This is a genomic window from Actinomycetospora straminea (assembly GCF_028737255.1).
Classification (GTDB): domain Bacteria; phylum Actinomycetota; class Actinomycetes; order Mycobacteriales; family Pseudonocardiaceae; genus Actinomycetospora; species Actinomycetospora straminea.
This window is the reverse complement of sequence record NZ_JAQZAN010000007.1, coordinates 50,848-72,848: the sequence shown is the minus strand read 5'-3', so window position 1 is coordinate 72,848 and position 22,001 is coordinate 50,848. Positions and strand designations below refer to the sequence as shown.

At 74.0% G+C, this 22,001-nt stretch carries 20 protein-coding genes; 8 read left to right on the top strand and 12 right to left on the bottom strand.

The features are described from left to right. Window positions 1-523: 523 nt before the first annotated feature. The 3 genes from PH190_RS11855 to PH190_RS11845 all read left to right on the top strand — a co-directional run bounded on the left by PH190_RS11855 (window position 524) and on the right by PH190_RS11845 (window position 4,292). Entirely contained in the window at window positions 524-2,125 is a 1,602-nt protein-coding gene (locus tag PH190_RS11855; protein ID WP_274231715.1) for an alanine/glycine:cation symporter family protein, read from the top strand. A gap of 98 nt (window positions 2,126-2,223) precedes the next feature. Then, on the top strand, window positions 2,224-2,913 hold the full coding sequence (locus tag PH190_RS11850; protein WP_274231714.1) for a response regulator transcription factor: 690 nt from the start codon (window positions 2,224-2,226) through the stop codon (window positions 2,911-2,913). Further along, entirely contained in the window at window positions 2,910-4,292 is a 1,383-nt protein-coding gene (locus PH190_RS11845; protein ID WP_274231713.1) for a HAMP domain-containing sensor histidine kinase, read from the top strand. The genes PH190_RS11850 and PH190_RS11845 overlap by 4 nt, the downstream gene beginning before the upstream one ends. 221 nt (window positions 4,293-4,513) lie before the next feature. On the opposite strand, the gene PH190_RS11840 is transcribed toward PH190_RS11845, so the two are convergent. Further along, the gene (locus tag PH190_RS11840; protein ID WP_274231712.1) at window positions 4,514-5,089 is read right to left on the bottom strand and encodes a hypothetical protein; all 576 of its coding nucleotides are present in this window, start codon (window positions 5,087-5,089) and stop codon (window positions 4,514-4,516) included. A gap of 111 nt (window positions 5,090-5,200) precedes the next feature. On the opposite strand from PH190_RS11840, the gene PH190_RS11835 reads away from it, so the two are divergent. Next, window positions 5,201-5,539, top strand: coding sequence for a hypothetical protein (locus PH190_RS11835; RefSeq protein WP_274231711.1), 339 nt, complete (start codon window positions 5,201-5,203; stop codon window positions 5,537-5,539). Here the strand turns inward: PH190_RS11835 and PH190_RS11830 are convergent. The 7 genes from PH190_RS11830 to PH190_RS11800 all read right to left on the bottom strand — a co-directional run bounded on the left by PH190_RS11830 (window position 5,496) and on the right by PH190_RS11800 (window position 11,999). Further along, entirely contained in the window at window positions 5,496-6,122 is a 627-nt protein-coding gene (locus PH190_RS11830) for a hypothetical protein (protein ID WP_274231710.1), read from the bottom strand. The two genes, PH190_RS11835 and PH190_RS11830, sit on opposite strands and share 44 nt — an antisense overlap. A gap of 421 nt (window positions 6,123-6,543) precedes the next feature. Beyond that, the gene (locus PH190_RS11825) at window positions 6,544-6,699 is read right to left on the bottom strand and encodes a hypothetical protein (RefSeq protein ID WP_274231709.1); all 156 of its coding nucleotides are present in this window, start codon (window positions 6,697-6,699) and stop codon (window positions 6,544-6,546) included. A 228-nt stretch (window positions 6,700-6,927) separates the two neighbouring features. Then, entirely contained in the window at window positions 6,928-8,697 is a 1,770-nt protein-coding gene (locus PH190_RS11820; protein WP_274231708.1) for a BCCT family transporter, read from the bottom strand. After that, a complete protein-coding gene (locus tag PH190_RS11815) occupies window positions 8,694-9,233 on the bottom strand; it encodes a nitroreductase family deazaflavin-dependent oxidoreductase (RefSeq protein WP_274231707.1) in 540 nt (179 codons plus the stop codon). Before PH190_RS11815 ends, PH190_RS11820 begins: the two co-directional genes overlap by 4 nt. Window positions 9,234-10,025: 792 nt before the next feature. Beyond that, entirely contained in the window at window positions 10,026-10,709 is a 684-nt protein-coding gene (locus PH190_RS11810; RefSeq protein ID WP_274231706.1) for a haloacid dehalogenase type II, read from the bottom strand. Window positions 10,710-10,778: 69 nt separating this feature from the next. Then, window positions 10,779-11,351 carry a hypothetical protein gene (locus PH190_RS11805; RefSeq protein ID WP_274231705.1) on the bottom strand — a complete coding sequence of 191 codons (573 nt, stop codon included), beginning with the start codon at window positions 11,349-11,351 and terminating at the stop codon, window positions 10,779-10,781. Window positions 11,352-11,675: 324 nt separating this feature from the next. After that, complete coding sequence (locus PH190_RS11800; protein ID WP_274231704.1) at window positions 11,676-11,999, bottom strand: DUF3040 domain-containing protein; 324 nt, start codon at window positions 11,997-11,999, stop codon at window positions 11,676-11,678. Between the two features lie 227 nt (window positions 12,000-12,226). Between PH190_RS11800 and betT the strand changes: the two genes are divergently transcribed. Then, window positions 12,227-14,278: a choline BCCT transporter BetT gene (betT, locus tag PH190_RS11795; protein WP_274231703.1), complete on the top strand. Its 2,052-nt coding sequence runs from the start codon at window positions 12,227-12,229 to the stop codon at window positions 14,276-14,278. 6 nt (window positions 14,279-14,284) lie between these two features. On the opposite strand, the gene PH190_RS11790 is transcribed toward betT, so the two are convergent. Further along, window positions 14,285-15,532, bottom strand: a complete 1,248-nt coding sequence (locus PH190_RS11790; RefSeq protein WP_420791639.1) for an RNA polymerase sigma factor — start codon at window positions 15,530-15,532, stop codon at window positions 14,285-14,287. Between the two features lie 14 nt (window positions 15,533-15,546). Beyond that, window positions 15,547-15,891, bottom strand: coding sequence for a YciI family protein (locus tag PH190_RS11785; protein ID WP_274231701.1), 345 nt, complete (start codon window positions 15,889-15,891; stop codon window positions 15,547-15,549). A 196-nt stretch (window positions 15,892-16,087) separates the two neighbouring features. Between PH190_RS11785 and PH190_RS11780 the strand changes: the two genes are divergently transcribed. Together PH190_RS11780 and PH190_RS11775 are read left to right on the top strand one after the other, a co-directional pair. Then, complete coding sequence (locus tag PH190_RS11780; RefSeq protein WP_274231700.1) at window positions 16,088-17,344, top strand: NAD(P)/FAD-dependent oxidoreductase; 1,257 nt, start codon at window positions 16,088-16,090, stop codon at window positions 17,342-17,344. Between the two features lie 5 nt (window positions 17,345-17,349). Continuing rightward, the gene (locus PH190_RS11775; protein ID WP_274231699.1) at window positions 17,350-18,234 is read left to right on the top strand and encodes an ABC transporter substrate-binding protein; all 885 of its coding nucleotides are present in this window, start codon (window positions 17,350-17,352) and stop codon (window positions 18,232-18,234) included. Window positions 18,235-18,240: 6 nt separating this feature from the next. Here the strand turns inward: PH190_RS11775 and PH190_RS11770 are convergent, their stop codons facing one another. Both PH190_RS11770 and PH190_RS11765 read right to left on the bottom strand, forming a co-directional pair. Further along, window positions 18,241-19,164 (bottom strand): NAD(P)-dependent alcohol dehydrogenase, encoded by a 924-nt coding sequence (locus PH190_RS11770; RefSeq protein ID WP_274231698.1) that lies wholly within the window; start codon window positions 19,162-19,164, stop codon window positions 18,241-18,243. 46 nt (window positions 19,165-19,210) lie between these two features. Further along, a complete protein-coding gene (locus PH190_RS11765; RefSeq protein ID WP_274231697.1) occupies window positions 19,211-20,869 on the bottom strand; it encodes an NAD-dependent malic enzyme in 1,659 nt (552 codons plus the stop codon). Between the two features lie 212 nt (window positions 20,870-21,081). Between PH190_RS11765 and PH190_RS11760 the strand changes: the two genes are divergently transcribed. Beyond that, window positions 21,082-21,978 carry an alpha/beta fold hydrolase gene (locus PH190_RS11760; protein ID WP_274231696.1) on the top strand — a complete coding sequence of 299 codons (897 nt, stop codon included), beginning with the start codon at window positions 21,082-21,084 and terminating at the stop codon, window positions 21,976-21,978. Window positions 21,979-22,001 lie beyond the last annotated feature (23 nt).

The window sequence follows — 22,001 nt, the reverse complement described above, 5'->3', positions numbered from 1 at the left end:
GTCGGGACCGGGGCGGACCAGGACCCGGGGACGCCGACCCGTGCGGGCCCGGCTGTCCCTGCGGGTCTCGCGGCTGATCCACGCCGAACCTCTCGATGTCGGACCGGAGCTGGTCGGGACCGGGTGTCGCGTCGCGCGGGTCTCCTCGCGCGGACGTCGCCGGACCGGACGGGGCAGGGGGTCGCCTCGTCCGGCCCGACGCGGCGCTCGGCAGCCGGTGCCGGCGCCGCCGCACTCTCGCAGCGGAAACGCGCCGCAGGTCCCCGTCCGACCTTGCGACTCCCTGACGACTCACCCGGTGGCGACGGGACGCGTCGTCCGCGGGGTGAGACCACCGAGCCGCCCGCCCGTGTCCACCGGCGTCGCCGCCCACGGCCGATCGGGCCCCGCACAGCGTCTGTCGCTCGGCGTTCGGTGGGCGGGGCGGACGGCGGAGCGGACGCCGCCCGCGGTCGCTGACGATTTCCTGACGAACCCCCGACCTGCCTTGGCGCCGTGACCGCCATCACCTGAGCTGGGGCTCATGACCGCCGCAGCCGCCTCAGCCGACGTGCCCGCCGAGCTCGACGTCCTCGCCGCGGGGGGCGCCTCCAGCGGAACGCTCGCCGGCATCGAGGACGCCATCGACGCCGTGTTCACGCCGGTCGCCGAAGGGCTGTCGGCCGTCGTCTTCGCCGAGATACCGCTGTTCGGGGTGTCGTTCCCCTGGATCGTCGGGTGGCTGATCCTGGCGGCCCTGATCTTCACGGTGTACTTCCGGGCCCCGCAGTTCCGCAACTTCGGCCTCGCGGTGCGCATCGCGCGAGGCCGCTACACCGGTCACGACGAGCCCGGCGAGATCCCGCACTTCCACGCGTTGACCTCCGCGGTCTCGGGCACGGTCGGCCTCGGCAACATCGCCGGCGTCGGCGTCGCGGTCACGATCGGCGGTGCCGGCGCGACGTTCTGGATGATCGTGGCGGGGCTGCTGGGGATGTGCACCAAGTTCGTCGAGTGCACGCTCGGTGTCCGCTACCGCGAGCACCATCCCGACGGCACGGTCTCGGGCGGGCCGATGCACTACCTGCGCCGCGGGATCGCCGAACGCTTCCCCTCGGCGTTCGGCCGCAACCTGGGCAAGCTCCTCGCCGGCCTCGCCGCGGTGTTCATCCTGTTCTTCGGTGTGGCAGGCGGGAACATGTTCCAGGCCAACCAGACGTTCGCCCAGCTCACCGAGGTGACCGGCGGCGAGGCCGGCGTCCTCGGCGGCGACGGCGCGGCCCTGGTCTTCGGCGTCGTCCTGGCCCTCGTGGTGGGCCTGGTGATCTTCGGCGGTATCCGTTCCGTCGGCCGAGTGACCAGCCGGCTGGTCCCGGCGATGGCACTCGTCTACGTCGTCGCGTGCCTGACCGTGCTCCTGGTCAACCTGCCGCTCGTCCCCGCTGCCATCGGCGCGATCATCACCGGGGCGTTCACCGGGGCCGGCGTCGCGGGCGGGGTCATCGGCGCCCTCATCGTCGGCTTCCAGCGCGCCGCGTTCTCCAACGAGGCCGGGCTGGGGTCGGCGCCCATCGCGCACTCCGCGGTCAAGACCCGGCACCCTGTCACCGAGGGTTACGTGGCGCTGCTCGAGCCGTTCGTGGACACGGTCGTGATCTGCACGATGACCGCCCTGACCATCGTCGTCGCCGACACCCCCTTCTGGCGCGACGCCCAGGCCGCGGCCGTCGCCGGGCAGGACCCGGCCGGGGTCACCGTCACCTCCTCGGCGTTCGAGACCGTGCTCCCCTGGTTCCCCTACGTGCTCACGTTCGCCGTCGCCCTCTTCGCGATCTCGACCATGATCACGTGGGGCTATTACGGCCAGAAGGCCTGGACGTACCTCTTCGGTCGCAGCACGCTCTCGGAGCGGGTCTACCAGGCGGTGTTCTGCCTGTTCGTCGTCATCGGCTCCGTGCTCACCCTCGGCGCCGTCCTCGACTTCGCCGACGCGGTCCTGTTCCTGCTCGCGCTGTTCAACATCATCGGGCTGTACCTGCTCGCGCCCGTGGTCAAGGAGGAGGTCGCCGCCTTCCGGGCGGCCCGCCGCTCGGGCGAGGTGCTCGAGATGGCGCCCGCCGAGCGCCGCGCGACCACGCCCACCTGACGATCACCTGACGAGGTGCCCGCGCTGCTCCGCGGGCTCTCTCCGGGTCGCCGGAGACGGGTAGCGTTCTCACACCGACGCCGCGGGAGGGTCACCTGATGGGGACGCGTGTCCTGCTCGTCGAGGACGACGAGCGCATCCGCCAGGCCCTCGGGCTGGCCCTGGCCGACGAGGGCTACGACGTCGTCGAGACCGCCACCGGCGAGGAGGCGCTCGAGGTCGTCGACCCCGACCTCGACGTCGTCCTGCTCGACCTCATGCTGCCCGGGATCGACGGCATCGAGGTGTGCTCGACGCTGCGCTCGCGGGGCGACCTGCCGATCATCATCGCGACCGCGCGCTCCGACACCGCCGACGTCATCGCCGGGCTCGAGGCCGGCGCCGACGACTACGTCACCAAGCCGCTCGTCGCCGGCGAGCTGGCCGCCCGGATCAAGGCGCTCCTGCGCCGGCGGCGTCCCGCGGGGGCCGAGGATTCACCGAGCTCGCCGGAGCTGCGGCTGGGCGACCTGCTCATCAGCCCGGGTCGCGAGGCGGTCGAGCGAGCCGGGCAGCCGCTGCACCTCACCCACACCGAGTTCCGGTTGCTGGTCGAGCTGGCCTCGGCCCGCGGCGACGTCGTCACCCGCGAGCAGCTGCTGCAGCGGGTCTGGGGCTACGACTACTTCGGTGACACCCGGCTGCTCGACGTCCACGTCCGTCGACTCCGCCGCAAGATCGAACCCGACCCCGACGACCCGACCCTCGTACTCACCGTGCGCGGCTCCGGGTATCGCGTCGGGCCATGAACGGCCTGCGCGGCCGCTGGAAGTCAGTGTCCCTGCGCTGGCGGGTGGCGGTCGCCTTCGGTCTCGTGACGGCGGCCGTCGCCGGTCTCCTGTCGATCACCACCTGGCAGCTCGCCTCGAGCTACATGCTCGACCAGCGGGAGCGCGGCGCGACCAACCAGGCCGTGGTCGACGCGCGCCTCGTCGCCGACAGCCTCCGACGAGGATCGGACGATCTCCCGACACTGCTGGTCGGGCTCACCGGCGAGCCCGAGACCGCCGCGCTGCTGTTGTCCGACGGGCGCTGGACCACGGCGGGGCGGCAGGTCGACGTGGGCAACGTCCCCACGCTCCTGCTGGCCCTGGCGGCCTCGGGGACACCGGCCCGGCAGCGTCTGGTCCTCGACGAGTCGCCGGTCCTCGCGGTGGCGCTGCCCGTGACCGCCGACGGCGACCTGTTCGTCCGGCTCGTCCCCCTGACCGAGCTCGACCGCACGCTGCGGTTCCTGTCGATCGTCCTGGTCGCCGGCACGGTCCTGGCCGGGCTGTTGGGGGTGCTGCTCGGCTGGTGGACCGCGCGGCGAGCCCTCGCGCCACTGACCGAGCTCACCGACGCCGCGGGACGCATGGCCGAGGGCGACCTGTCCGCCCGCCTCCCGGTCCGCCGCGAGGCCGACCTCGCCCCGCTCGCGTCGCGGTTCAACGCTACCGCCGAGGCGCTGGAGGAGCGCGTGCAGCGCGACGCCCGCTTCGCCGGCGACGTGAGCCACGAGCTCCGCACCCCGCTCACCACGATGATCAATGCGGTCGAGGTGCTCCGCCGACGGCGCGCCGACCTGCCCGAGACCGCCGGGCGCGCGGTGGACCTGCTCGGCGCCGACGTGCAGCGGTTCCACCGCATGGTCGAGGATCTGCTGGAGATCTCCCGCGGCATCCAGGTCCCGCACGGGCACGACCTCGCCCCGGTGGACCTCGGCGTCGTGGTCCGGAACGTGCCCGCGTCGCTGGTCTCCGGCGCGGTCATCGACGTCCCGGAGCCGGCGCCGTTGGTGACGGCCGATCGCCGCCGCCTCGACCAGGTCGTGGCGAACCTGTGCGACAACGCGCGGCACCACGGCGGCGGCGCAGTCCGGCTCGGCGTCGTCCGCCGCGACGGCCAGGCGGCGATCGAGGTCGACGACGCCGGTCCGGGCGTGCCGGCGGACCTCCGCGACCGCGTCTTCGAACGCTTCACGCGCGGCGCACGGTCCGGCCGCAACGGGGCCTACAGCGGGGGCACCGGTCTCGGGCTGGCGCTGGTCGCCCAGCACGTCCACGGCCTGGGCGGGCGCGTGTGGGTCGAGGACCGCCCGGGCGGTGGGGCGCGCTTCGTCGTAGCACTCGAGGAGGTGTCGTCGTGATCCGGCGTGCGCGGCGGCTGCTGGCCGCCGGAGCGATCGTCCTCGGCGCGACCACCGCGTGCGGGGTGAGCCCCGAGCGGGACCCCGAGCCCCTGCCCCCGACGACCCCGGTGGTGCTCCCGCCGTCGGTCACGCAGGAGCCGGTCCCGGCCACACCGAGCCCGCCTCCGAGTCCGTCGCCGGTGCTCCCGGTACCGGGTGCCACAGGGTCCTGAGCGAGCTCAGCCCGACGCGCCGACCCCGAGCGCACGGCAGGACGGGACGGTCGCGGCCTGGGCGGTGAGCGACGGCGGCAGCGCGAGGTCGGGCAGGGACACGGCCGGGCCCGCGAGGACGAGCCGGCCCCGGACCTTCTGCAGCGTGTCGAACAGCGTGCCGTCGGCGACCTGCGGGACCTTCTCGAGGTCCTCGCGCAGCATCGCCAGCTGCTCCATCCGGTCGCGCAGCAGCCCGACGACGGGCTCGGTCACCATCTGACCGGCCTCGATCGGCGGCGGTCCGGCGCGGTTGATCCCGTCCGCGGCGGTGTCGAACGCCCGGATGCGCTCGTCGAGGTACGCGAGCATCTCCTGCCGGGATGCCAGGAGGTCATCCAGGCGGACCTCGGGCGGCCCCGGTGACCGCACCGCCGGAGTCAGGGCGGTGCACACCTGCGCGAGCCACGTCTCGGGCGTCGGGTTGCCGGACGGGTTCTCCGGGCCGAACGGCCGGGGCTGCGGGGGTGCGGCCTCCACGCCGTAGGCGCAACCGGAGAGGAGTCCGAGCAGCAGGACCAGGGGCATCAGGTAGCGGCGCACACCTGAGCGTGCCCGCGTGCTCGGGTGCCGTCATCGCCGTCATCGGCTTCGTCAGGCGATCGTCAGCCGGTCGCGCCCGTGCCGCGGCCGGCGACGTGCTCCCGTGGAGAGATGGGCAGCCCCGCCGCCGAGGACCCCGATCCCCACGACCGGCCCGACCGCCTCCTCCTGCTGTTGCGGGGCGCCGTGGCGATCGCGCTCGCGGGCCTGCTCACGGCCGCGCTGCTGGCGCCGGTCGCCATCGGCGCGGGGACGCTGCTCGCCCGGGCGGCCACAGGGGTCGGGGCCACGACTGCCGGCGTCCTCGACCGTGCGCCGGACGCGGTCACGGTGGTGACCGACGCGACCGGGAGACCGATGGCCCTGCTCTACCGACGGTTCCGGGTGCCCGTCGGGCGCTCCGGCGTCAGTGGCCGTGACCGCCGGAGGCCGGCCGCGGGCCCTTGGTGAGGGATGCCCCGGTCCCGGTGCCGATCACGGCCGCGGCGAACGCGAGTCCGAGCCAGAGCGCGGACCAGCCGGCCGCGTTCTGGACGGCCTGGATCGCCTGGGCGACGACCGCCGGGTTCCCGGCGAACTGCTGCGGGCCGGTGGCGACGACGAGCTGCGCGAGCCCGCCGAGGCTGCCGGCGAGCGCACCGCCGCCGAGCAGGCCGAGCAGGAGCAGGCCCACGGCGCTGAGGGCCCAGGTCATCGCCCCCTGGAGCGCAGCGCTGGGCGAGCCGCCTCGCCACGACGACGCGGTGCCGCCCGCGAGACCGCCCACGAACAGGGCGATGATCGCGAGGAGGGCGCTGGCGATGCTGGCCGCCACGCCCGCGCCGGCACCGTCGACGCCGAACGCGATCCAGCCGAGGGCGATGAACAGCATCTGCAGCACGACGTAGACGGGCAGCGCGACCACGGCGCCGACCCACACCGGCCCCCAGCGGGTCGTCCGCTCCTCGAAGCGGGGCGTCGGCTGCTCGGCGACGGCGGTCCGGTCCTGCGACGGCGCCGCCGTCCCGCCGGAACGCTGATCAAAGGTGGTCATGTGGGAGTACCTCCACGAGACGGGTCTCGGTGGTGTCGGCTGATCCATCAACCGGTCCCTCGTCGGCTGCCCCGGGCCGCCGTGCCCACAATCTTGCGTCGGCCTTGCGACCGCCTCCCGCGCGCTCACGTGAGCAGTGCCACGAGCAACCGGCACGGCCGGTTGCGGTCTCGTCGCCGCAGACCCTGCACCCCGACACCGCCGTCTCCCTGGTTCCTCATGCAGATCGGCACGGTCATCAGCTTCGCCATGGCCTGGCCGGCCGACGGCCCGCTCCTCCGTCACGGCATCGAGAAGGTCATGTGAGGTGGCTCGTGAGGGTCCTCCTGGTCCTCGGGGTCGCGCCCGGGCACGCGCCGAGGGGCGCACCCGGGCGCAACCCGGGCCGCCGAGCACCAGCTACTCGTCGATCAGCAGGCCATCACTGATCGGGCGGCGTCGAGGACCGATCGGCCTTCTCACGGTTGTCGTGGGCCTGCTTTGCGGCCGGCGCGCGCTCCTCGTCGTACTCCTCCTCGGGCGTCTCGGCGTTCTCGTGGGCGCGCTGAGCGGCGCGGGGGGCCTCGGGTTCGGTCATGGTTCACCTCCTGGTCGGGGAAGGGATGGGATACCGCTCGTGCGCCACCTGGGAAGGTGGCGCCGCAGCAGGGACAGCGGGCGGCGGTACTGACAGGACGCCCTGTCGCGACGCAGGTCCGGCCGGCGTCGGTGACCGTCGCCGCAGCTCGACATCATCGTGGGCGCGCTGGGCAGCGCACCGGTTCTCTACCGTCCATGGCTCCTCCTCGAGCGTCGGCGTCAGCTGTCATCCCTGCCGCGACGGCGGACCCGCCGGGGCGTGGGACATCTCGGCGACGGTGGTCTCCCCCAGCGACGGGTCGACCTCGTCCTCGTCGAGACCCGAGCCGTCGGCGGGCTCGCCGAAGTCCGAGTAGTCGTCGTCCGCGGCGTGACGGCCGGTGCCGTTGCCGCTGGTCGCGTCTCCCGCGGGGAGGAGACGCGCGGCCTCCCGCAGCCCTGGCATCGGGGACACCTCGGGCGGGAACCGCACGACGAACCGCTCGGTCGACAGCGCCTTGACCAGCCCCACGGTCATGGCGATGAGCACGAGGCAGAACGGCAGGCCGGCGAGGATGGAGGCGGTCTGCAGGGCGCTGAGGGCGTCGGCGCCGCTGACCGCACCGGCGCCGAGCAGCACCGCCGCGATGACGCCCTCCATCGACGCCCAGAACAGACGCTGCTGCCAACGCGGGTTCGGGTCGCCGCCGTTGGTGAGGATGTCGACCACGAGGGAGCCGGAGTCCGACGAGGTCGCGAAGAAGAGCACCACGACGACGATGGCGGCCACGGAGGCGAGGACGGCGGCGATCGTCCCGACCGGCAGCTGCTGGAGCAGCACGAACATGCCGGTGTCGGTGGACGCGGTGGCCAGCGGGTTGGCCGGGTCCTGCTGCAGCGCGTTCAGCGCCGATTCACCGAAGACGGTCAGCCACACCATGGACGCGCCCACCGGGGCGAACAGCGCGCCGGCGACGAACGAGCGGATCGTGCGCCCGTAGGAGATCCGCGCGAGGAACATGCCGACGAACGGCGACCAGGAGATCCACCAGCCCCAGTAGAAGAGCGTCCAGCTGGCCTGCCACTCCTGCGCCGCCGGGTTCCCCGGGTAGGTCTGGAAGCTCTGCGCGGGCAGGTTCTGCAGGTAGTTCCCGACGTTGCTGACCGTGGTGTTGAGCAGGTCGCGCGTCGGCCCGAACGCGAACACGAACACCATGAGCGCGAACGCCAGCCACAAGTTGATCAGCGACAGGTTCCGGATGCCCTTGTCGATGCCGAGCATCACCGACACCACCGCGATGGCGGTGATGCCGAGGATCAGCACGATCTGCAGCGGCGTGGTGTTGCTGATGCCGAACAGCGTCTCCAGGCCCGCCCCCACCTGCTGGGCGCCGAGGCCGAGCGAGGTGGCCAGGCCGAACAGGGTGCCGAACACCGCGAGGACGTCGACGAGGAAGCCGGGCCACCGGTTGATGCGGTCCCCGAGCAGCGGGTAGAGCGCCGAGGCCGGGCGCAGCGGCAGCCCCTTGCGGAAGGCGAAGTAGCCCAGCGCCAGCCCGAGCACGATGTAGATCGCCCACGGGTGCAGGCCCCAGTGGAAGAAGGTCAGGAACATCGCGTTCGTCGCCGCCCCGGGCGTACCCCCCGGCCCGACCGGCGGCTCCTGGAAGGAGCTGACGGGCTCGCTCACCGCGTAGTAGACGAGCCCGATGCCCATGCCCGCGGTGAACAGCATCGCGAACCACGACGTCGTGCCGTACTCGGGCGCCGAGTCGGCCGGCCCGAGGCGGATGCGTCCGTACCGCGACGCCATCAGGATGACGACGAAGATCAGGAAGCCGCTGGCGCTGAAGATGTAGAGCCAGCCGAAGTTCGTGACGATGAACGAGTTCACCACGCTCGCCGCCGTCGACAGCGACGCCGGCGAGAACACGCCCCACAGCACCAGCGCGAGCGCGAGCACGGCCGATGACACGAACACCGGAGGGCTGGTGTGCTCCCGGAGATAGCGGATCACGAGGGGGTCCTTCCTCGGGGCGGTCGGGGCTCGCGCTCCGACGGGGGCGTCGGGGCGAGGAGGACGAGGGGCACGCCGTGCTCGTGGTCGGCGCCGAGGCGCTCGTAGGCCTCGGGATCCGGTGGCGAGCCGTCGACGTCGCGGTCGAGCATCCGCATCAGGGCGGCCGCCGTCCGGGGCCGCCGCCGCGCGTAGTCGGCCAGGCGCCGGCCGGACTCCGCCGACGGCAGCGGGTACGCCCAGCCGTCGCGGCGTCGAGCGCCGACCTGGTAGCTGACCTCGGGATGGGCGACGACGTTGCGGAACCACTGGGCGCGGCTGCCGTAGCCCGACGCGACGACGTAGGAGCCGGTCACCGGACCCTGCCCGACGACCTCGAGCACGACGTGGCGGGGCCGGCCCGTCCGACGCCCGACGTGGGTCAGCAACACCAGGCGGCGCCCGAATATCCAGCCGAAGCCGCACCGGTAGACCAGGATCGGCGCGCGGACGAGGGCACGCGAGAGCCGACGTCGTGCCGGATCGGCGGTGCGCATGCGGTTCCCCTCCTCGGTGTCCCGGCTCGAGTCCACCGTCGCCGGACCCTGGCGCGCCACCGACACCGCCGGACGTCAGGTGATCGCAAGGCGTCATCGGCTCACACGGCGGTGCCCGGGCTCGTTGATCGCGGTGGGGCGGTGTGCGGCCGTCGAGGGGGGGGGGGCGGGGGGGGGGGGGGCGCCCCCCCCCCGCCCCGGCGCGTGCCTGATCGTGTCGCCCACCCCGCGCCGGCGGGCCTTCTCGACCCTGTGGGGCCTGCTCGTCGTGGCGGTCCTGCTCGGCGTCAACCTGACGCCCGCGCCGGCCTACGTGTCCCGCTGGCGGCTCGTGCTGGTCGATGACCGGGGCACGCCCTCCCGGGGACGGAACCTGCGAAGGCGGGTCGCGCCGGACGGAGTGACGAGCGGCGGGATCGTCAGGCCGCCGCAAGCCAGCACAGGGGCCGTCCGTGGTGGCCTGGAGCGTCCGGGCGCGACCAGCTCGTGACGACGCGAACCCGAGACGAGAGGTGCGGCATGAGCCTGCTGGGCAACCTGCACGATCTGATCGGCGACCTCCCTACCGCGGATCGGTCGTGCTCGCGGCCGCCACCGCGGCCGAGGCGAACGCCGGGCATACCCGGACGGTCCTCCTGCTTCGGTTCTGGAGAGGGTGCACCACCTCGGGGTGCCGGAAGCCGGACCTGCGCGGTACCGGTGCTGGTCGCCGACCTCCGCGCCACCTCGCGCCGTCGCGAGGCGCTCGATGACCTCGACTGCTGACCTCCGGATCGGCCGAGGACGACGTGATCAGGAGAGCGCGAGGAGACCGTCGACGACCTCGACCAGGTCGGCACCGTGGACGTCCGCAGGGAGGAAGTCACCGGCGTGCTCGCCCTCGAGGCGAGCACACCAGCCCGCCAGGGCGCCGGCGCGCTTGGCGCCGTGGCAGTCCCAGGCGTGCACGGCGACCAACGCCATCCGGTCGAGCGGCGACGCGAGCTTCTCCGCGGCAGTGCGGTAGATCCCCGGAGCCGGCTTCCACACCCCGGCCATCTCGGCCGTGATGACCTCGTCGACGTAGACGGCGAGCCCCGCGCCCTCCAGGAAGCGTCGGGTGTTCTCCGGATCCCCCACGGTCAGGCAGCCGATCCGGACCTCCGCCTCCGCCAGCCGGCGGAGTGCCGGTTCGGCGTCCGGGAACGTCGGCAACTCCGCGAACCCGTCCAGCACGTGGTCGATCTCGGTCCGGTTCATCGTCCGGCCGCTCTCGACACGCAGAGCATCGCGGGCCACCGCGTCGAACGGCGCGACATCCCCAGCGAGCGTGAGAGCCATCGCGTCACGCTGGAAACGCATGAACCAGGGACCCAGCACCCCGCGGGGCTGCCCGACCGCCTCGAGACGGTCGGCCAGCGGGTCGAGGTCGAGCAGCGTCTCGAGGACGTCGAACGCCACGGCGCCACAGCGCGCGGCGTCCCGGTGCTCGGACATCCGGCTCCTCTCGAAGGGCGGCGGACACGGCGATCTGGTCGGGGCGACAGCGCGGGCCCGTCCCCGGGCTCAGGCCTCGGTGGGCTTGCGGGCCGGATGGTCGTCGGGGCGCCGCGGCCGCGGGACCGCGGCACGGCCGCCCCACCCGCTCCGGTCGGAACCGGTGTGGGTCGCCGGCTCGGGCCCGGCCGCCGCACGTGTTCCCGGAGTCGGGGTCTGCTGCGCCCCGACGTCACGGGTGCTGCGCACGGAGAACCGGCCGAACGCCAGCCCGGCCAGCAGCGTCGTGACCGCGCCCAGTCCGCTGGCCATGCCGAGCCGCTCGGCGGCGCTGATGCCGTCGCCGGTCACCCCGCCGACGAGGACCCCGCTCGGGGTCCAGGGCCACAGGGCGACCCCGGCCGTCAGCCAGAGCCCCGCCGCGCCGGCGAGCGCCGCGGAGACGAGTCCGACCAGGCGGCGCCGGGTCACGACCAGCGCGATGCCGGCGAGCAGGATCACCACGCCGGGGACGATCTGGAGCCAGAGCGCTGCCCACGGCCTCGTCCACGGACCGGCCGGGCTCAGGGCGTAGCCGAAGTACGGTCCGACCAGCGGCACGAGGAGCGACCACAGTCCCAGGACCGTGATGGCGGCGCCCACCAGCGCTCCCCGGTTGTCGGCCGTTCGGAGCCTCCCGCCGCGGGCTGACTCATCGGTGTGCGATGTCATCGAGTCCCCTCCTCCATCTCCACGGTGTCGAGGGCGCCGCGGCAGGTCGGTGACGCTGCTCCCGTGCGGCGTACTCAACGATTGCCCGTCCGTGGCCGGATGCGGAGATGCGCAGGCTGACGATCCGCTGACACTCGTCCGCAGGACCCTCGTGTCCTCGCGGACAGGCCGAGGTCGGCGCCGCCCCCTTGCTCGTCGAGGTGCTCCCGCCGGCCTCCCGCAGCGCGCCCAGCGTCCTCAGCGCGCCCAGCGTCCTCAGCGCGCCCCGCGCCGGAGCGCGACCAGGACGATGGCCGACGGGATCGCCATGCTCGCGAAGACCACCAGCCCGGCGCCCCACGGGTGCGGCAGGACCAGGACGGCGAGGAGGAACACGATGCCGATCTGGATCAGCGCGTTGTAGGTGCGGGACGGGATCCCGTCGCCCCGCCCGGTCTGCGCGCGCCGCATCCGTGCCGCCAGGGCCGGGTCCTCGTCCACGGTGGTGGCCTCGAGCTCCGAGAGCACGCGCTCCTCGCGCTCGGAGAGCGGCCGGGAGTCGTCGGGCTGCGGGCCCGGCGTCGAGGGTGTGGCCGGCATGGGGCGCCTTCCGTCGCGGGGGACAGAGTCACGCCGACCAGACTTCCCGGCACACCGGGGACGAACGTAACGAACGCGGGCCGGACGGGGAAGCGGGCCGCGGCCCGGCCGTCGCACCGTCGGCGCCCGGTCCGCGTCCGGTTCGTCCCTTCGCGTCGCCGCGGGGACGTGCCAAGCTCCTCCTGTCTGGCTCCAGGCGTCACGACGCCGCGACGAGAGGGGACACGATGACCGAGGTCCGGAGCGACGCACCGCCGACCGAGCCCGAGCCGGAGCCGGCGCCCGGCACGCGCATCAAACCGGTCGTGTTCATCGGGTCGGCGGCGATCACCCTGGCGATCGCGTTGTGGGCGATCTTCGCCCCGACGTCCGCAGCCGACACCATCGGCGCGGTGGTGACCTGGACGTCGCAGTGGTTCGGGTGGTTCTACATCCTGCTGACGACGCTGGTCCTGGTCTTCGTCATCGTCGTCGGTGCCTCGCGCCTCGGACGCACCCGCCTCGGGCCCGAGCACTCGCGGCCGGAGTTCAGCACGTTCGCCTGGGCGTCGATGCTCTTCGCCGCCGGGATCGGCACCGACCTGATGTTCTTCGCGGTCGTCGAGCCGGTCACCCAGTACCTCACCCCGCCGCGCGGCGAGGGCGGCACCCTGCAGGCCGCCGAGGACGCCACGGTGTGGACGCTGTTCCACTACGGGATCAGCGGGTGGGGCCTCTACGCGCTGATGGGCATGGCGCTGGCGTACTTCGCCTACCGCCGCAACCTCCCGCTCGCCATCCGCTCCGCGCTCTACCCGATCTTCGGCAAGCGGATCCACGGCGGCATCGGCACCGCGGTCGACCTGGCCGCCGTCCTCGGCACCATCTTCGGGGTCGCCGCATCGCTCGGCATCGGCGTGGTGCTGCTCAACTACGGGCTCACCTTCCTCTTCGGCATCCCGGAGGGCACCGGGGCGCAGATCGGGCTGGTGGCGCTCGCCGTCGTCATGGCCACCGTGTCCGCGGTCAGCGGTGTCGATCGGGGCATCAAGCTGCTGAGCCAGCTCAACGTCCTCCTCGCGATCGGGCTCGCCCTCTACCTGCTCGTCGCGGGCAACACGGTCTTCCTGCTCAACGCGCTCGTGCAGAACGTCGGCGACTTCGTCAGCTCCTTCCCCGGCCTCACGCTCGAGACGTTCGCGTTCGACCAGCCCGTCGACTGGCTCAGCGCGTGGACGCTGTTCTTCTGGGCGTGGTGGATCGCCTGGGCGTCGTTCGTCGGGCTGTTCCTGGCCCGCATCTCCCGAGGCCGCACCATCCGCCAGTTCGTGGCCGGCACGCTGATCATCCCGTTCACCTACATCGTCATGTGGATCTCGATCTTCGGGAACAGCGCCATCGAGGTCATCCGCAACGGTGACGCGGCGTTCGGCGCGAACACGATGGAGAACAACGCCCAGGGCTTCTACCAGCTGCTCGCGCAGTACCCGGCCGTTCCGCTGATCGCCGGGATCGCCACCTTCGTCGGCCTGCTCTTCTACGTCACGTCGGCCGACTCGGCCGCCCTCGTGATGGCCAACCTGACCTCCCACCTGCCGACGCCGCAGTCGGACGGGGCTCGATCGCTGCGCATCTTCTGGGCCGTCGCGACCGGTCTGCTCACGGTGGGCATGCTCGCCGTCGGCGGCGTGCCCGCGCTCCAGAACGCAACCATCATCATGGGGCTGCCCTTCGCGTTCGTGATCCTCCTGGTCATGTACGGGCTCTGGAAGGCGCTCCGGACGGAGGCCCTGCTCGCGGACAGCCAGCGGTACGCGCTGCGCTCGTCGATCTCGGGCCGGGGCACCGGCGGGGCACACCCCCACGGCCTCCCCGGCTGGCGTCAGCGGCTGGACCGCGCCCTGTCCTTCCCCGGTCCCGAACGGGCCCGCGAGTTCCTCGACGAGGTGGCCCTGCCCGCGGTCGAGGAGGTGGCCGCCGACCTCCGCGAACGCGGCGTGGACGCGCAGGCGCGGCAGGAGCGCGACGAGCACGGCACCACCCTGGTGGCGTTGACCGTGGGCGCCGACGAGGAGCACCCGTTCGCCTACGAGGTCCGGCCGCGGCAGGTCCCGGTCCCGGTCTACGGGCGGGCCGTGCCGGAGGGCACCGACACCTACTCCCGCCTCGAGGTGCACCTGCTCGACGGCGGCCAGGACTACGACGTCATGGGCTACACCCACGGCCAGATCATCGACGACGTCCTCGACCAGTACGAGCGGCACCTCGAGTACGTCCGCCTCGAGCAGGGGATCCGCTGAACCCGCTCACGTCGGGGCCACGTCGCCGACGTCCCTGGCCCGCCGGCGACGTCGGCGCAGGTCCTCGCGGCGGGCCGCGTTGGCCTCGGCGCTGATCGCCCGGTCGAAGGCGTCGTCGGCGTCGTCGGCCCGTCCGAGCCGGGCGAGCAGGACGGCGCGCGAGGCGAGCCAGGGCGCGTAGTGGTCCAGCCCCTCGACGGCGTCGACGGCCTCGAGACCGGCCCCGGGCCCGTCGCGCTCGCCGATCGCGACCGCCCGGTTGAGCCGCTCGACGGGCCCGTCGCGGACGGTCAGCAGGACGTCGTACCAGGACACGATCGCGTCCCAGTCGGTCGCGCCGGCGTTCGGGGCGAGCGCGTGGCACGCCGCGATCGCCGCCTGCGTCAGGTAGGGGTCGGGCCGGTCGGGGCAGCGCCGCAGTCCCCGGCCGACCAGGGCGACGGCCTCGACGATCTGCGCACGGTCCCAGCGCGTCCGGTCCTGGTCGGCGAGCAGCACCGGCCGTCCCCCGGCGTCGACGCGGGCGTCGCGGCGGGAGTGCTGGAGCAGCAGCAGGGCGAGGAGCCCCATCGCGGTCGGCTCGTCGGGCAGGAGGTCGTGGACGAGTCGGGCCAGCCGGACCGCCTCCTCGGCGAGCTCGCCACGCAGCGGGGCGTCGCCGGAGGTGGCCGAGTAGCCCTCGTTGAACAGGAAGTACACCGTCGCGGCCACGCCGAGCAGGCGGTCGGGCAGCTCGTGGGCGTCGGGCACCCGGTACGGGATCGCGGCGCGGGCGATCTTCTGCTTGGCCCGGGTGATCCGCTTGCTCATCGTCGCCTCGCCGACCAGCAGCGCGCGGGCCACCTCCTCGGTGCCCAGCCCGCAGAGCGTGCGCAGCGCCAGCGCCACCTGTGCCGCGGGCTCGATCGCCGGGTGGCAGCACGTGAACACCAGCCGGAGCAGGTCGTCGTCGATCGTGTCGACGTCCCGGTCCCCGGGCGGCGGCAGGAGCTCCATCGCCGACGCCTCCTTCTCGGCCCGCCGGTGCTCCCGGCGGAGCAGGTCGACGGCGCAGCGTTTGGCGGTGACGATCAGCCAGGCCCGTGGCTGTTCGGGGACACCGGTGCGAGGCCACGTCGCGAGGGCACGCTCGACCGCGTCGGCGACGGCGTCCTCGGCCACCTGCCAGTCGCCGACGGTGCGGATGAGGGTGGCCAGCACACGCCGGCCCTCGTCGCGGACGACGCGGACGAGGGCGGCGTGGCCGGCAGCGATGTCGTCGGGCTCGCTCACATCGGGATGACGGGCCGGACCTCGACCGCCCCGTGCCAGGCGGCGGGGATGCGGGCCGCGGTGGCCACGGCCTCGTCCAGGTCGCTGCACTCGAGCAGGTAGAAGCCGGTCAGGACCTCCTTGGTCTCGGCGTACGGGCCGTCGCCGGTGACGACGTCGCCGCCCTTGCCGCCCGCGACCCGCACCGTGGTGGCGGTCGACGTCGGGTACAGCGCGGCCCCGCCGCGGATCACCGCCGCCGCGCCCTGGCCGAACTCCCCGTACTCCGCCAGTTCGTCGGCGTGCTCGGGCGCCGACCAGTCCACGTCGGCGGCGTAGATCAGCGCTGCGTACATCGTCATGATCGCTCCTCGTGCTCGGGCCGGCTCCATCCTGCGGCCACACCTCGTGGACGAACAGCACGCCCCGGGACGGACACCTCGGCGCGGGGAATCTCCGGGGTCCGTCACGCGGGGGCGGCCGTCGCCCGGGACGCTTCTCACCACCGGCCGCGCGGGTGTGCACTGACACCGGCCGCGACACGGGAAGGGGACGGCGATGGCGGACGACGTGACGATGGTGATCGCCGGGGCGGGGCTGGCCGGCGCGAAGGCCGCCCAGACCCTCCGGGACGAGGGCTTCACCGGCCGGGTGGTGCTCGTCGGCGACGAGCAGGAGCGACCGTACGAGCGTCCCCCGCTCTCCAAGGAGTACCTCCAGGGCCGGGCGGAGCGCGAGAGCGTGTTCGTCCACCCCCGCGACTGGTACGCCGAGCACGGCGTCGAGCTGCGCCCGGGCGTGCCGGCCTCCGCGGTCGACACCGACGCGCACGAGCTCGTCCTCGCCGACGGCGACCGCATCGGCTACAGCACGCTCCTGCTCGCGACCGGGTCGTCCCCGCGCCGCCTGCCGGTGCCCGGTACCGACCTCGCCGGCGTCCACCACCTGCGCACCCTGGCCGACAGCGAGCGGATCGCCGAGTCGCTGCGTACGTCGCGGCGGCTCGTCGCCGTCGGGGCGGGGTGGATCGGGCTCGAGGTCACCGCGGCCGCGCGTCTCGCCGACGTCGCGGTGACCGTCGTCGAGTCCGCGTCCCTGCCGCTGCTGCGGGTGCTCGGACCCGAGATCGCTCCGGTGTTCGCCGACCTGCACCGCGCGCACGACGTCGACCTGCGCTGCGACACCGGCCTGGCGGAGATCCTCGGCCGCGACGGGCGGGTCTCCGGGGTCCGCCTCGGCGACGGCACCGAGATCGAGGCCGACGCCGTGGTGGTCGGTGTCGGGATCACCCCGAACACCGGGCCCGCCGAGGCGGGTGGCCTGCGGGTCGACGACGGTGTCGTCGTCGACGAGCACCACCGCACCTCGGACCCGGACGTCCACGCCGCCGGTGACGTCGCCCGGCTCCTCCACCCCGCCTACGACCGCCACCTGCGCGTCGAGCACTGGGCCAACGCCCTCAACGGCGGCCCGGCCGCGGCCCGGTCCATGCTCGGCGGCGACGCGGGCTACGACCGGCTGCCGTACTTCTTCAGCGACCAGTACGACCTCGGCATGGAGTACACCGGCTACGCCGAGCCCGGCGGGTACGACGAGGTGGTGGTCCGCGGCGACCTCGCCGCCCGCGAGTTCATCGCCTTCTGGCTCGCCGACGGCCGGGTGCAGGCCGGCATGAACGTCAACGTCTGGGACGTCACCGCGCCGATCCAGCGACTCATCCGTTCCGGGGCGGCCGTCGACACCGGCCGGCTCGCCGATGTCGACGTGCCGCTGGACGACCTGGCTCCGATCTCCCCGACGCACGCCGAGAGGTGACGACGATGGTGTTCCGGATCCAGCCGCACGTGCGGTTGCAGGAGTGGGTCGCGCAGGAGCACGGCTTCTTCGCCGAGGAGGGGCTGGACCACGAGTTCGAGGAGGCCGGCTTCGCGGGCGGCACCGGACCCGTGCGGCGCGGCGACGACGCCCCGCCCGAGGTGCGCAGCGGGGCCCTGGAGGACATGGCGCGGGGCCGCACGGCCGAGGTGTCGTCGGCCTGCCACTGGGCGGTCAACGCCGCGGCCAGCGAGCACCACGGCCGGATGTACGGCGACGCGTACTCCGTCTGCCCGGCGGGCATCTACGTCGCGCCCGGCTCCGGCCTGGGCGAACCCGCGGATCTCGCCGGCGTCGAGGTCGGTGTCGGCTACCACTCGGGGAGCCACTACTCCGCCCTGCAGGGGCTCGAACCCTTCCTGCCGCGGGACGTCACGCGGCTGGCGTTCGTCGGCCGGCCGTTCGACCGGGTCCGCGGGCTGCTCGACGGATCGCTCCGCGCCGTGAACGTGTGGGGCGCCGGCGCCTACGTGCTCGAGCAGCGTGGCCACACCAAGCTCGTCGACACCACGTTCGTCATGGGGTTCTTCCTGTCCTCGGACGTGGACCCCGACGATGCCGGGCGCTACTTCCGCGCCCTCCTCCGTGCTCAGCAGGAGATCGACCTCGAGCCGCAGCGCTACACGCACTACTGGGCGCGCGAGATGCCCGACGACCTCGCCGCCCTGGTCGACGTCCGCCGGTTCGGCCCGGGCGAGCGCATCGTGTCCCAGCCCTACACCCGCGAGATGTTCAGGCGGTCCCAGGCCTGGATGCAGGACCACGACCTGCTCGAGCCTGCCCTGGTCGCCGCCACCCGGTACGAGGACGTCGTGCTGCGCGGGCGGTGAGCCCGGTCAGGTCGTGAGGTCCACGACGACCTTGCCGCGGCCCTCGGTCTCGGCGAGCTCGTGGGCCTGCGCCACGTCGTCGAGCCCGACGACGTGCTCGACGGGCACCCGCAGCCGGCCGGTGGCGACGAGGTGCAGCAGCGCCGCGAGGTCCGCGCTCCGGGCGGCGGTACGGACCGCGGTGAAGTCGCCGCGCCCGGGACGCAGGGAGCGCAGGACGTCGGGGTGCAGCGGCCGGACCGACACCACGATCCCGCCCCGGGCCAGGACCGGGGCGAGCTCGCGGTGTCGGGAGCGCCCGGCCGCGTCGAGCACGAGGTCGAACGGGCCGGCGTCGGCCAGCTGGGCGTCCCGGTCCCCCGCGCGGCGGTCGAGCACCCGGTGCGCGCCCAGGTCCCGCACCCACGCGACCTTGCCCGCGCTGGTCGTGCCGGTCACCCGAGCGCCCACGAGCGCGGCGAGCTGGACCGCGAACGACCCGATGCCGCCGGCGGCTCCGGACACCAGCACCCGCGGCGGGCCGCCGTCGGCGTGCCGCCGGGCCCGGAGACGACCCTGACGGTGCAGGGCCTGCAGCGCCGTCAGCCCCGCCAGCGTCACCGCCGCCGCGTCGGTCGCGGCGACCCCGTCGGGGACCCGGGCGGCCCGGTCCTGCGCGACGAGGACCTGCTCGGCCAGCCCTCCCCCGCGGTGCGGCAGCAGCGCGGCGACGCGATCACCGGGCGAGAACGCCGTCGCGGCCGGCCCGACCGCGAGCACCCGCCCGGCGACGTCGAAGCCGGGCACGAACGGCATGCGCCCCCACGTCACCGGCGGCAGGTCGCCGCGGCGCAGGCCGAGGTCGGTCCCGTTGACGCTGCTCGCCTCGACCCCGACGAGGACCTGCGTCCCCCGCGGCGGGCCCGGTGCCGGCCGCTCCCCGACCCTCATGACCGACGCGTCACCGAACTCCGCGAACCACCCCGCCCGCATCCGGTCAGCCCGGCCCGTAGGTCGGTTCCCAGCGGGTACGGCGGACGGAGTCCCGCAGGTCGTCGTCGGACGCGGCGGGCGCGACGCCGTCGGCGACGGCCTGCTTCGCGACGGCGAGGGCGATGTCGTCGGCGACCCGGCGGACGTCGGCCCACGGCGGCAGCAGGGGCGCGTGGGGGTCGGACAGGGCGGGCGAGGCGGCGCCGAGCGCGCCGGCCGCCGCGCGCATCATCGCGTCGGTGACCCGGGTGGCGCGGGCGGCGGTCACGGCGAGGCCGACGGCCGGGAAGATGTAGACGTTGTTGCACTGGGCCACCGGGACGTCCTCACCGTCGTCGCGGTGCAGCGGCGGGAACGGCGAGCCGGTGGCGATGAGGGCACGCCCGTCGGTCCAGTCGTCGAGGTCGGCGGGACGGGCCTCGGCGTTGTCGGTCGGGTTGGACAGCGGGAAGATGATCGGCCGCTCGACCCGGCCCGCCATCGTCCGCACGATCGTCTCGGTGAAGGCGCCCTGCGCGGTGGACAGGCCGACCAGCACCCCGACCTCGACGTGCTCCACCACGTCGGCGAGCGCCGGCAGCCCGTCCACGCCCCAGCCGGCGACGTCCGCCGAGTCGTGGGCGAACGCGCGCTGGGCGTCGGAGAGGTCGTCGCGGTCGGTGGTCAGCAGGCCGCGGACGTCGACGATCCAGCAGCGGGCGCGGGCCTCGTCGGCGGACAGGCCCTGGTCGACCATGGCCTGGCGGACCATCTCCATGACCCCGACGCCCGCCGACCCGGCGCCGAGCATGACGACCTGCTGGTCGCGCAGCGGCACCCCGGCCACCTCGGTCGCGCCGCGCAGGGCCCCGAGCGCCACGGCGGCGGTGCCCTGGATGTCGTCGTTGAAGGTCAGCAGCCGGTCGCGGTAGCGCTCGAGGATCGGGTGGGCGTGCGGCGTCGCGAAGTCCTCCCACTGCAGCAGCACGTCGGGCAGCTCGTCCTGCACCGCGGCGACGAACGCCTCGACGAACGCGACGTAGTCGTCCTCGCCGATCCGGTGGTGGCGCCAGCCCAGGTAGAAGGGGTCGTCGAGCAGCGTGGGGTTGTCGGTGCCGGTGTCGAGCAGCACCGGCAGGGTCCGGGCCGGGTCGATGCCGCCGATGAGCGTGTAGAGCGAGAGCTTCCCGACCGGGATGCCCATGCCGCCCACGCCCTGGTCGCCGATGCCGAGGATGCGCTGCCCGTCGGTCACCACGATGACGTCGACCTCGCGCTGGCGACGGTTGCGCAGGGCCTCGCGGAGGTGGTCACGGTCGGGCCAGGACAGGTACAGACCGCGCGGCCGGCGCCAGATCTCCGAGAAGCGCCGGCAGCCCTCGGCGACGGTCGGGGTGTAGACGAGCGGGAGCGCCGTCGACACGTCGGCGGCGAGCACGGCGTAGAACAGGCGCTCGTTCCGGTCCTGCAGGGCGCGCAGGTAGATGTAGCGGTCGAGGTCGGTGGCCTGGCGGCGCACCTCGCCCCACGAGCGCGCCACCTGCTCGTCGAGCGTCGTCACCGCGTACGGCAGCAGCCCCAGCAGACCCAGCTCGCGGCGCTCGTCGTGGGTGAACGACGTGCCCTTCGTGCGCAGCGGGTCGTCGAGAACATGACCGCCGTGACCTTCGTCCTCGTCCGACACGTGGCCTCCCTCGCGGTGGGATCGACGGCGGGCTCATCATCGCGTGGGGAGGCGGCCCGCGACGAGATCCCGATCAGCGAGCGGCCGCCGTCGCCGCGGCGGGAGGGCTCTGGGCCGGTCGGGCGCGTCTCTTCGTCCCGGCCCGCGGGCGGCTAGCGTCCCGCCCTCGTCGCCGTCGTGTCCCGACGACGGCAACCGACGAGAGGTGTCACGTGATCTCCCCGTCCCCCGCCGTGCAGAGCACGTCGTCGACCGGTACCGCGACCAGCCGTGACGGGACCGTGCTGCGCACCTGGAGCAACGGCGCCGACGGCGTCCCGCTCGTCATCAGCAACGGGCTGGGGGCGCCGCCCGCCGCGTGGCCCCGGTTGGCGACGCCCGACTGCGGGTTCGCGGCCGTGTCCTGGTCGCACCGGGGGCTCGGCGGCTCCGGCCGTCCCGCGGACCCGGCCCGGGTCCGCGTCGAGGACCACGCCGACGACCTCGAGGCCACGATGGACGCCGCGGGCGTCGAGCGCGCCCTGCTGCTGGGGTGGTCGCTCGGGGTCGACGTCGCCTTCGAGTTCGCCCGTGACCGTCCCCATCGGGTGGCGGGCATCCTCGGGATCGGCGGGCTGCCCGGCCGGTCGTTCCGGGCGTTCGGCCCGCCGGGTGTGCCGGGAGTCCTGCGGGAGCAGGCCGGCCGTACCGCCGCGTGGCTGTTGCGCCTGGTCGGGCCGCCGGCAGCGGCGCTGGCCGCCCCGACGGTGGCGGCCGCGCGGTCGCTCGGGGCCCGTCACGTCCCGCCGCTGCCCGACCCGGGCGCCTCGGCGGAGGTCGCGCGCCACTTCGTGGGACACGACTGGACGCGGTACTCCGAGCTCCTGCTCGCCGGCGGCGAGCACCCCGCCGTCGACACCGGCTCGGTGTCCTTCCCGGTGACCCTCGTCGGCGGCACCCTCGACGTGGCCGCCGCGGCCGTCGACATCTGCGCCGTCGCCGGGACCATCCCGCAGGCCCGGTTCGTGCCCCTCGTCGGCACCCACTTCCTGCCCCTCGAACAGCCCGACCGCCTCCACCGGGAGCTCCTCGCCCTCGCCGACCGGGCCGGTTCGCGACCGCCGAGGTAGGTGGTCCCGCCGGTAGCGTGCGC